Source organism: Bacillus sp. N1(2025) (genome assembly GCF_053470005.1).
Genome location: NZ_JBLTJB010000001.1, coordinates 673,531 through 685,649, shown reverse-complemented (window position 1 = coordinate 685,649; position 12,119 = coordinate 673,531). Strand labels below are relative to the sequence as shown.

2 protein-coding genes are annotated in these 12,119 nt (G+C 50.3%); both read right to left on the bottom strand.

The genetic code is table 11. The annotated features are described in order from the left end of the window. Positions 1–45 precede the first annotated feature (45 nt). Positions 46–5,772: an SDR family NAD(P)-dependent oxidoreductase gene (locus ACNFN4_RS03725; protein WP_448199997.1), complete on the bottom strand. Its 5,727-nt coding sequence runs from the start codon at positions 5,770–5,772 to the stop codon at positions 46–48. Between the two features lie 39 nt (positions 5,773–5,811). Further along, positions 5,812–12,108, bottom strand: a complete 6,297-nt coding sequence (locus ACNFN4_RS03720; RefSeq protein WP_448199996.1) for a beta-ketoacyl synthase N-terminal-like domain-containing protein — start codon at positions 12,106–12,108, stop codon at positions 5,812–5,814. Between the last annotated feature and the right edge of the window lie 11 nt (positions 12,109–12,119).

Here is a 12,119-nt window from a genome sequence, read left to right as displayed (position 1 = left end):
ATCCTCCTAAGAAAATTAAATTTGCTCCGTCATTTTGACAGGCAATCAGATAGTCACAAATTCATGAGGGTTCATTCCCTCGATCGGAATCGGCTTGGTCAGCTTCATCAGCCCCATACGGGAGATCGGCTGCGTCAGCAGAGTTTCCAGCGACTGCATCCCTTCCGCCCGGCTGATCAGCCCGAGACCGATTGCACTCAGTCTGTCAAACTCTTCAGAAATGTGATTGTCAGCCCGCTCCCAATAACCCCAGTTCATCACTTTGACCGGGCATGACAGCCGTCCGGAAAGCTCATGGGCAAATGCGTCTTTAAATGCGCACCCCGCCGCATAATGACTTTGATTCGGATTCTTAATATATGAAATAACCGAAGAGAAAAAGAGAATAAAGTCCAAAGACTCTTTCGCAAATACTTCGGCAATGTTGACGGAAATATCCACTTTCGCCGCAAGACCGGCGTGAAACTGTGATTCTTCCATATCTTTTACGCTTTCATTCGCAAATACCATCGCTGAATGAACGACGCCGCTGATGGTGCCGTATGTGTTTTTAATCTGTTCATAGGCGCGCTGAAGCGATGGAAGATCAGAAGCATCTGCGGCTATATATTCGGGAGCCGGGCCTGATGGCCGGTACCGGTCTATTTTTTGGCGTATCCGGCTGTCCAGCGGCCGCCTCCCGATCCAGACGACTCGGGCTTTATACGTCGTCACTATATAATCTGTCCAAACCTCGCCGATGCCTCCCGCACCGCCGATGATGACATATACGCCTCCATAGCGGTAAGGAACACTTTCAGACGGCCCGCTTTGGACCGGAAGCAATTGAGGCCTGTACCATTCCTGATGTCTGCGCACCCATGCTTTACCCGTACGGTCGCGGGGCAGGCTGAATATGTCTTCTGCGGGGAAATCCCCCCCGTCTTCAAGATCGGCCAGACGGATGTGCCAGCTCGGATGCTCTTTAGCGAGAGACCCGACGAAACCGTGCACACTGGAATGAGCGGGACGCACCTCATCATATTGGGTGATAGGCTGTGCTTGGTGCGTAATCACCGTCATCCCGAGCTGCTCTTTTCCATATCCGAGACCGATAAGAGCTTTGGCCGCTCTGAAAATTTGCAGCACCCCGCATTTTTGATCATGGCTGTCAGAATCAGCCGGCTGAGGGGCAAACCAGATCATATGCTGAATCTCACCGAGACGGCGGAGCCGATCAGATATCACTTCAACGGAAGCACTTTGGCCGATATCAAATCGCACAGCTTTAGGAAACAATCGTAAAACCGCGTCCGCCTGCCCATCTGTACCGCCTATGATGACAGCTTTTGCTTCAGAAATGGGGAAGCCGGTTTGGTTGTCTATCGGTTCCGCGTCCCATACCTGCATCAGTTTGACGGCTCCGGTAAGGTTACCCGGCAGATCGTATTGCTTATTATCGGTTACGGCCGGCGCACTTTCGGCCATCCGGGCAGAAAATCCTTTTATCCTTACACACACATTGCCGCGTTCATCACATATATCAATGTCCATTCTTCGCACGGCCGGTGTTTCATGCGTCACAAACACGGCCGCCCACATGTTTGGACTGCACGGATGAAAAACGGTCAGTTCATGCAATTCAAAAGGCATTAACGGCTGCTCCGGATAACCCGCTTGATCTTCATTCATAACGCCGATGGCCGCCTGAAAAGCGGAATCAATCAGACTCGGATGGAGCACAAACTGTTCGGCTTCATCAGAAACGGAAGCAGGGAGCACCAATTTAGCCAAGGCTTCTTTTTCCCCGCAATAAATGTGATCAATTCCTTGATGTGAAGGTCCGTATACAATTTCCGCCTTTGCAAACGCCGCATAGCAGTCTTCTTTTGACAGCACTTTTTTGCGGCAACGCGCTTTCAGTTGTTCAATATGCAAAAACGGCGCCTCAGACAGCGGCTCAATCACAGCACTGCCTTCACAATAAATGTCTGAATCATTTTCATTGCTGTACACTTGAAATGAAACATTGCCGTTATCCTCCAAGGAAAGCCCTGTCGTCATACCCAGCGGCTCTTTTTTATGAACGGCCTGGCGTATCCAGCTGATATACCGCAGCGAAATGCCGGTTTTAGCCGTGTATTCAGCGGCTAACGGCGCGGCAGCCAGTTCAGCCGCGGCTCTCGCCATTTCAAGATAAGCCGCCCCGGGGAGAACACGCTTGTTTCGGACGATATGATCGGCTAAGAAGAATTCATCTCCGTTCAGTATCGTACTGAATTTTTGTTCTAACAAATCTGATGTATTGCGGTGAAGCAGCGGGTGAAGCCTGCTTTCTGTATTTACGGAAGTGACGGGATGATCGGTCTCCGGTATCCAATATCGTTCCTTTGCAAACGGATACGTCGGCAGACTCATCCTGCGCGGTTTCTCCTCCCGATACAGCCGCGTCCAGTCTACCTCAAATCCTTTTGACCACAGCTCCGCAAGTTTTTTGTAAGTGCCGCTGTCCATCCATTTTCGGATCAGCTCCTCCGTATCCTGATCATCGTTCAGGAAACCCCTGATTTCCGTTCCGCTATCAGACCGCCCTTGAAAGCAGCCGTCAATCTGCCGTTTTCGTTCTGTAAATTCGGTTAATTTCCTGATCAGGTCCGCTTGATCGTTCACTAAAAAAACAAGCCGTTCTTCCATTGCCAGCCGTCCCGTTTGCAGCGTATACGCCAGTGACCGCAGGGAAAAAGGTTCATCAGGCTGCTTATCTAAGCCCGACTGGCCAAAAAGACCGGAAAGAATATCCTTATGTTTCTCATCGTTTGTAAGACATTCTGCTAAAGTCCGGACGGAAGTATGCTGTATGAGATCAGTCATGTCTATTGCCAGCCCGTATTGATCCGTCATCAGCTCAGAAAACTGTGTCAGCTGCATGACATCCAAGCCGAATTCCTTCCAATCCTGTTCATCATCTACCGAGCCGGCCTCTACATGCAGAACATCCGCCAGAACACTGCGCAACGCATTCTCCAGCTGATTTTGCATTGTAACTCTTTTGTCATGAAGCGGCCCGCTTCCTTCAAGCGCTTTATCTTTGAGAAACATCAGCAGCCGGGCAGCGTATTCCTTGAGCCGCTCCGGATTTTTCGCTGATAGAGGCACGATATACGGTCTCTCTTGATTCTCCGTAATGCCGGGGTTTTTGGGCCTGTACTCTTCTAAAATGAGATGAACGTTTGAACCCGTCGCCCCGAATGAACTGATGCCTGCGCGTCTCGGGCAGGCATGTTCACGGCCGTTCTCTGTATACGCCGGCCTTTTCCATGACTCGGTTTTTTGCTGCACGTAAAATGGCGAGTCCTCTAAACGGAGATACGGATTAATCGTCTCTGAGTGCAAAGAAGGGACAAGCGTTTTGTGAAACAGCTGCAAAACCGTTTTATGAAGCCCGCTGATCCCGGCGGCTGATTCCGCATGTCCGATATTCGATTTAACGGAACCGATCGCACAAAATTGCCGATCCTCCGTAAACGTGCGGTAAGCTTTAACAAGACCTTGTATTTCAATCGGATCTCCTAAAGAAGTTCCGGTTCCGTGCGCTTCCACATAAGAAATCGTCCGGGGATCGATCCCCGTCTTTTCAAGACATTCAGCTATCATATCCCCCTGCGCCACGGGGCTCGGCACGGTAATCCCGCTGACGGTCCCCACGTGATTGACGGCGCTGCCTTTTATCACCGCATAAATATGATCCTTATCTTCTTCGGCTTTGTGGAGCGGCTTCAGCAGCACGGCTCCGATGCCGTCAGCTGAGACATAGCCTGTGCCTCCTTCGCCGAACGTGCGGCACAGCCCGTCACTCGAATGCATATCCATCAAGCCGTATGTGATATATTTTGTCGGGTGCAATGATAAATTGACGCCGCCGGCAAGAGCTGCTTCACATTCACCGCGTCTCAGACTTTCCGCCGCCATATGAACGGCCGTCAAAGATGACGAACACACCGTGTCAACCGCCATGCTCGGCCCGTGAAAATTGCAAAAATATGAAACCCGGTTTGCGATCGGCGCATAGTTCAAGGGATAAGGAAAGACCAGCCCTTTAGCAGCAGCTTCAGCGCCGGCGAGAGAATAATCCATATGCATCACCCCGGCAAACACACCGACGTTCATTCTCTTATTCGGCCCTTTCGGCTGAACGATTGTTTCCGGGGTGTAGCCCGCATCCTCAATCGTTTCCCAGCATGTTTCTAAAAACAATCGTTCTTGCGGATCTTTAGCTTCTGCCTCCCGCGGAGAAATCCGAAAAAATTTCGCGTCAAAACAATCCGGATCGTCTATAAAACCGCCCCATTTGGAAATCGGCTTGCCGGACGGCGATCGCAAATGCTCATATGTCCTCGTATCCCAGCGGGAACGAGGCACTTCCGTTACGCTGTTTTCTCCATTTTTTAAATTTGTCCAAAATTCACGAAGATTTTTGGCGCCGGGGTACCGTCCCGCCATCCCGACGATCGCAATATCTCCATTCTGCGTTCCGGCTGACGCCGACTTTTTCACGCGGATTTGGGTCGTCCTCTTTTTTTCCCGGGGCAAAGGCTCAGCACTTGAATGCCCGCTTTGAGCATGGCCGAAACCGGCTCCGTAATGTTCGCACAAATATCCCGCCAATTCCGCGATTGTCGTGTATTCAAATAACAGCGTCGGCAGTAGCTGCGTTCCGATTTTTTGTTCAATTTCCTTCACCATGTCCAACAGCCCCGGAGAATCCAGCCCCATTTCATAGTAGCCGATATCCGGGTCAATCTCTTTCACAGGTTTGTTCAATCGGGCGGCAAGCAATTCTTTTAAATAAAGGATGCACTGTTCAGTAAGGACGGCGGAAGCCTCCGCACGGCGGGGCTCAGAAGGCGCCGGTTCCGCTTGCGGGGCCGGGACGGCATTCCGCCCGTCAGGTTCTTTCTTTTGCCGTTTCTGATTGATCAGTTCCGGGTCCCTCACCAGTTTATTGGCGAAGTTTTTCAGTTCGCCGACTTTTCTGCCTTCCTCATTGAAAAACTCCATTGTCACGTAAACGAGATCTTTCTTACGGGTGACGGATTCTTTTTTTATCTTGGTGATACATGTTGTCTGCAGCAATTCGGCGCAATAAAACGATTCATAAAACAGCGGCAGAAATAATTGCCCCTCCTCCCTCGTCAAAGGAGCGAGATATACATTGGAGCCGATACTGCTCGCATCTATCAATGCGGGATGAAACATCGCCTCTTCTGCATGTTCCAGCTGACCCTTTTGCACCGACAGATCAATATAAATCTCTTTTTCAGTTTGGTAGACGCTTCCGCAGCCTTTCATCATTCCTGAATGAACCAGTTCTTGATCCCTGCATTCCGCGTAAATGTCCTCAAGCGGTATTTCTGCCGCCGTTTGTTTTACGGCATCCATCCGGACGCTCTCTTGGAAGCCGGCGGGCTTGACGGAATGCATTTGCGCCGCGGCATATACCTTTGTCTCTGCTGCTTCGTCACCTTGTTTTTGCCCTTTCACCTCCACCTTCCACTGCCCTTCGCCGTTCTCTGTACAATCAACGGAAAGCAGGATTGATTCTCCCTGTTCAGGAGCTAAAGGGTGAAAAATCGATAAGTGCCTGAGTTCAAGGCCGGCATGAAAAAAACCGTTTTCTCTGAAAGTCTGATAGATCAGGTCAATATAAGCCAGACCCGGCAGCAGTTCCTTTCCATAGGCTTTATGATGTTTCAGAACGGGATGCTGATTGTTAATAAGAAGCTGCTCTTGCATATGAACTTCCTCCATATCGACGTTCAATTTTCAGCGCAATCAGTAAGTCTTCATTTGTTTCCAAAACGTATTCGGACGGGGATTATGTGCGTTTTCATGCAGGCTTTCGGCTTTGTCCGGACGAATGGGCCGGCGTTTTAATTCCTGTCTCGGCAAAGGCTTTCTGACCGGGGTATACGCCTCTTGCTCCCAGGCTTCCACTATGACATGGGCATTTGTCCCTCCGTCAGCGAAGCTGCTGACGGCGGCAATCCGCGGTGAATCCGTCCATTCACGCAGCGCGTGCGAAAAATAAAACGGCGAGGCGGACAAATCGTAATGCGTCATCGGCTCTTTGCCGGAAAGGAAAGGCACACGTTTTAGGCGCGAGAGCATAAGCACTGTTTTAATGAAACCGGCAATCCCTTCAGCACATAACGGGTGTCCGATATTCGGCTTCATCGAACCCAATTCGCAAGGCGCGCTGTTTTGCATACGGTAGACCGCTTCAATCGCCCTCAGTTCCAAAAGATCGGTTACTTCAGAGCCTGAACCGTTTGCTTCAATGTAGCTGATATCCTCCGCTTTTCTGCCGCTTTTGGCAAGCGCCTTGGCCATCACTTCTTTCTGCGCCTGTATATTCGGTGTGGCAGGCCCCGCGGTTCTGCCGTCATTGTTTACGGAAATGCCTTTAATGACCGCATGAATCCGGTCCCCGTCTTTTACAGCCTGGGCCGCTGTTTTTAAATACACCATTCCGACGCCTTCTCCCAATACGATGCCGCCGGTGCGGCGGTCAAAAATATGAAACGCAGGCTCTTCGCTTAACAGATTGCGGAGTTCGAACATCCGGTGGGTTTGACCGGATTCCAGCAGACTGACTCCCCCTACCACCGCTGAGTCGATTTCACCGCAAGAAAGCGCCTGTATCGCCATATTCATACCGACAAGCGCTGAAGAACAGGCCGTATCCAAAACGAGACTCGGCCCCTTCAAATCAAAGAATTGAGAAAGATTGGCCGCTAAGTAATTCGGGCCGGCGGCGACTATCGGATTTTTTGCATGCTTCAGACGGTTTTCGTCAGGCATACTGCCCCCGCGTCCTCCTAAATAGACACCGGCTGACCTGCCTTTCATTTCTTGTAACGAGTAACCGCTGTCTCTGAACAGATGAAGCGCCTCTTCTAATATAAGAAAGGACTGGATATCCATTGCCTTGATGTCTTCTTCGGGAATAAGGAAAAACTCCGGGTCAAAATGCGTTACATTTTTTAAAAGGCCCGCATAATCCGCCTTCTCCGTTTTCCAGCGCTCTTTCGGCACCCTTTGAATGGCTGACGTTCCTTCAGACAGCAGCTTCCAATAAGCTTCAATTGATTCAGCTCCCGGAAAACGGCAGGACATTCCGACTACAGCGATATCTTGCGCCGCTCTAGCACCAGAAGGCTGAATGACAGCGGCTGCCGTTTGTTTGGGAACGTCCGGGATTACAGGCTGAACCGGTTTTGAAACGGCAGCTTTGATTTCCGGATATGCTGTTTCAAGCCATCCGGCCAGCGCAGCAACCGTAGGGTATTCATACAGCACCGCCGGGTCAAGGTCAGCTTTGATCCTCTTTCCGATCGCTCTGGACACTTGGGCAAGCATGATGGAATCGGCTCCGTAATCTTGAAACGGTGTATCAGATTCAAATCTTGACGGCTCCAGTCTTAATTCCCGGCAACAAATGCCCGTCAGCCACTCCTCAACGCTTTCTGTATCGGCCTGTTCCTGCTGCTTTGTTTCGATAAGGCCGGATGAAAGCAGCAGACGGCCAGGCTCCCATTTTTCCGGGTGAATGACGGCCGGCATAATAACAGATCCGCAATCGCCTGCCATGATGGCATCAAACAGGCTCAGCCCTTCTCTGTCAGTGATGCTCTTTAAACCGCTTTTCAGATAGACCCGGCTTTTTGATTCGCCCATACCCGTTTCTTTCCAGCTCGGCCATTGGATGCTCAGCACCGGAAAACCTTTTGCGGCCGCAAAATAATCCATATAGGCGTTAGCCATGGCATAATCGCTTTGTCCCGCTCCTAATTCCGGCATCACGCCGGACACTGAAGAAAACAGCGCAAAAAACCGGAGAGGCTCCTTGTGCAGCGCTTGATACAAAAGGTCCAGTCCGTCTGTTTTAGGCTCAACCACGGGCATCATCTGTTCTCTTGTTTTGCGGATAAAGGCCGGATGATCGAGATCTACGGCTCCCGCTGCGTGTAACACGCCTCCTATCGGCCCCATTTGATCTTTCACCCGGCTGACGGCCTGCTCATATTCAGGGCCGGAAGATACAGACAGCACTTCCGTTCGGACACCTTTTTGTTCGAGCTCTCTGATTCTTCTCACTTTATCGGAAAACGGGGAATTCCGTTTGACATGATCATCCCACTCCGCTTTCGGAGGCATTGTTTCTTTTCCGGTAAGCACGAGTTTCGTGACTCCGTAACGTTCGGCAAAATGCCGGGCGAATAAATATCCGAGTCCCCGGGTCCCTCCGGTGATCCAAAGCACATGGTCTTTCGGAAATGAAAATTCTTTTTCAGCTAAGCTGTTTGTTTCCTTTAACCGCGCATAATAGCGCACACCGTTTCGGTAACACACTTCGATGTCTTCAGAATCGCGAAAAAACTCCTCTGCGATCTGGTTTGCCAGCTCAGGATCTTCGGCAGTCCGTTCTGCATCCATATGCCGCGAGCGAATATCCTTATACTCACTTTGGAGCATCCGGTACAATCCGGCCTTTTTTGCACCTGAGAGATTTATCGTTTCATTTGCAAAAGGTTCAAGCCCCTTTGTCACACAAAGCAGCTGAAGCTTTCGGCCGCGGTTTCTGTTGTCAATGAGAGACTGCAGACGATGAATCCAGCCGTCATCATGATTGATTTCCGTCCCGCATCCGGTCACATCAATCAGACCGCCAAACCGGGCCGCGTCCCCGGATATTTCCGGTGATGCAGCGTCAATGATTTCAGACTCGGGGAAATAACGGGACAGCTCAACGGCCAAATTTCCTGTCTGGTGATCGGCGGCTATTCCGATGACGCCCCGCACTTCCTTAACCGGAACACTGCTGCTTTCTGCCCAGCTTTTCTGTAAAAAGCGGATTTCACGAAATGTTTCAGAATGTGTTTCAGCATCACGAACATTGTCCGGCGCTGCATCGTCCGGCCAATACCGATCCTTTATAAATGGATAACCGGGAAGGCTGATGCGATGCGGCAGGCTGCCGTTATAAAGCTCTGACCAATCAATCTTCAGCCCTTTTACCCAAAGTTCCAGAAGCTTCGCGAATTTTTTTCGTTTCATCCATTTACGGACGGCTTCCTGCATATCTTCATCCTTAAAAACGGCTAGAATGTCTTTATACTGTTTGCTTTTCCCTCTGAAGCAGCCGTCTGTCCCGCCGTCAATAAAACGCTGCAGTTTTTCCGCTAACTGCTCTGTCGACGTCACAATAAATGCCGCACGTTCTTCCATCGCTTCTCTTCCGGTTTGAAGGGTGTAAGCCGCATCCCGGAGGCTGCGGTCTGTGACGTCATTTTTTCTGATCGCTTGAAGAAGCTGCTGCGCCCGCTGCTTCAGGCTGGCCTCCTGTTTGGCGGATAATAAAATGACTGCGGGATCTTCATCTGTGAATGGCTCAGAAATCTCCCTATCAGGTTCAATATATTCTTCTATCAATATGTGGGCATTTGCCCCGCCCGCGCCAAAAGAAGAGATTCCCGCGATTCTCGGAATCTCCTTTTGCGCTCCGTTTTCCTCAATGACCGGCCGCTTCCAGTCTGCCAATTCACGCTGCACCACAAACGGCGTCCGGTCAAATGCAATATTCGGATTCAATTTTCGGCAATGTAATGAGGGGGCAAGCTTTCGTTTTTGAAACTGGAGCAGTAGTTTCGTTACACCGGCAATGCCTGCCGCCGCTTCCAAATGCCCGATATTGGATTTAACTGAGCTGATGGCGCAAAAGCCTTTATCTGACGTTTTCGTTTGAAATGCGCGGGTCAAACCGTCAATTTCGATCGGATCTCCGAGTTCAGTGCCCGTGCCGTGGGCTTCGATACAGCTGATCATCCGCGGATGTATTCCTGATTTTTCAAGCGCGCCGGAAATCACGTCAGCCTGGGCGCTCGGACTCGGCACTGTATACCCGTTTGTTCTGCCGCCGTGATTGATATGAGTGCCGCGAATCACCCCGTAAATACGGTCCTTATCAGCTATCGCTTTTGACAGCGGCTTTAACAGCACGGCCCCGACGCCTTCCCCGGGAACAAATCCGTCCCCGCCTTCACCGAAACTTTTACACGTTCCGTCTTTTGAAAGCATTCGATAGGCGCTGAGCTCCGCATAAGCCGAAGGATGCGTATACACATTCACACCGCCGGCAATCGCCATGTCGCATTCGCCGCGAAGGATGTTTTCACACGCTTCATGAATTGCAGTCAGCGAAGACGAGCACATCGTGTCGACCGGCATGCTCGGCCCTTTCAGATTAAGAAAATAGGAAACTCTGTTGGCCGCTGAACTGAACGACGTTTTCGGCTGCAGGGCGCCGCCGTTTTTCCAGTACATTCCGTACCCGTTTTTCGTAATGCCCGCAAAAACGCCGACCCGGCCGTTATATAGATTCTCAAGCTGTTCCTTCGTATAACCGGCATCCTCCATCACCTGCCAGCACATTTCAATAAAGAGACGCTCCTGCGGGTCCATATTCAAAGCATCACGGGGTGAAATTTGAAAAAACAGCGGATCAAAGAAAGCGGCATCTTTCAGAAACCCGCCCCGCTTACTGTAACTTTTCCCTTCTTTCACGGCCGCTTCGGGATCAGGGTTGTAGTACTTGTCCTTTTCCCAGCGCTCTTCGGGAATTTCCGTCACACAGTCTTTTCCGGTTGCTAAGTTATCCCAGTACGCTTCAAGTGTTTCAGCTTGCGGATAACGTCCGCTGACTCCGATAATCGCAATCCCTTCTTTTGTCTGGTTCTCATTGGAAAAAGAAGGCCGTTTCTTTCGCTTGATAAACGACGGAAGCACCGGAAAATCTTCATTTGCCAAAACCTGTTCTGATATGCCTGAACGGTGCTCATCATCATTTGTCCATTTTCGGCATTCTTTTGGATAATCCGTGACAAAGTGAGCTGCCAGGGAGCCCAGTGTCTTATATTCGTAAAAAACCGTTTTGGAAAGGTCACCGAAAAGCAGAGACAATTCGCGATTCAATTTCGTCACAGTGACTGAGTCGATTCCGTAGGTTTCCAGCGGCTCTTCAGTATCTATGTTGGAAACAGCAATTTTTGTAGTCAGGGCAAAAAGCGTTTTGAGCTGAAGAAGCGTTTGTTCATACAAATGTTCACTGCGGTGTTCGGCACTGATTTTTCCGGAAGCGCCCGTCTTGATGACAGGCTGCAGCTTCAACCCCGACAGGGAAGCCCATATTTTTCCTTCTCCGTCACATAAATCAATATAAAAGCTCCCCGCCTTCTCTTGTATCTCGGCCCATACCTTGTCAGGACAAGATTCATAAAACAAAAGCTCGTCCAATGAAACCGGGGCGAGCGTTTTATATTCTTTGCCGCCAAGCAGCGCGCATGCCTTTGTCACACTTTGCATCACACAGGGAGGGAGGCCGAATCGGGCGGATTCTTTTTGGTTTGTCAATGGGATTGATATATCTGCCAGCATCCGTCCTGCTGAGGCGTAAATACGCTCAATTCCTTTCATGTGCTCACTGTATTGAACGGTATCGTTCTGAGTGATGGCTACAATTTGCTGCTGATCCATCAGGGAACCGCTGTTTTCCTTCAAGCGGCTGATATCCAGCATGCCGGGCGCAGTATCAACTGGCTGAATCGTCCCTTGGCTGTACACATCATGATGACTGTAATCGGCAGAAAATGGATTATAAATCTCAAACCTTTTGGCTTCACCCTCTGCGGGTATCAGCCTGATTTCGATATGGAACGGCTCAGCCTCAGTCAGAATGGGCTTTGACCACACGATATGCGTCAGCCGGACAGCCTCAGTCTCCTTTACTGTCAAAACAGCCGCAGCTCTCGCCATTTCCAAAAGAAGTTCTCCGGGCATAAGCTTTTTACGCTGTAAAGAAACATCAGCGAGAAAAAATTCCCGGCCGCTGAAAGCTGCCGAGAATCCCTGTCCCGTTTCATCGGAAATATGCTGCTGAGCAAGCGGATGAAGGGATGCCGCTTGGCGAAGTCCCATCCGCATATCATAATCGCGCAAAATGCCGATCGCATCCTGTTTTGTCATTTTTTTATTTTTGACGTCAGAAAAAACCCGGTGCAGAAACTCTTTCATATGGTTTCCTC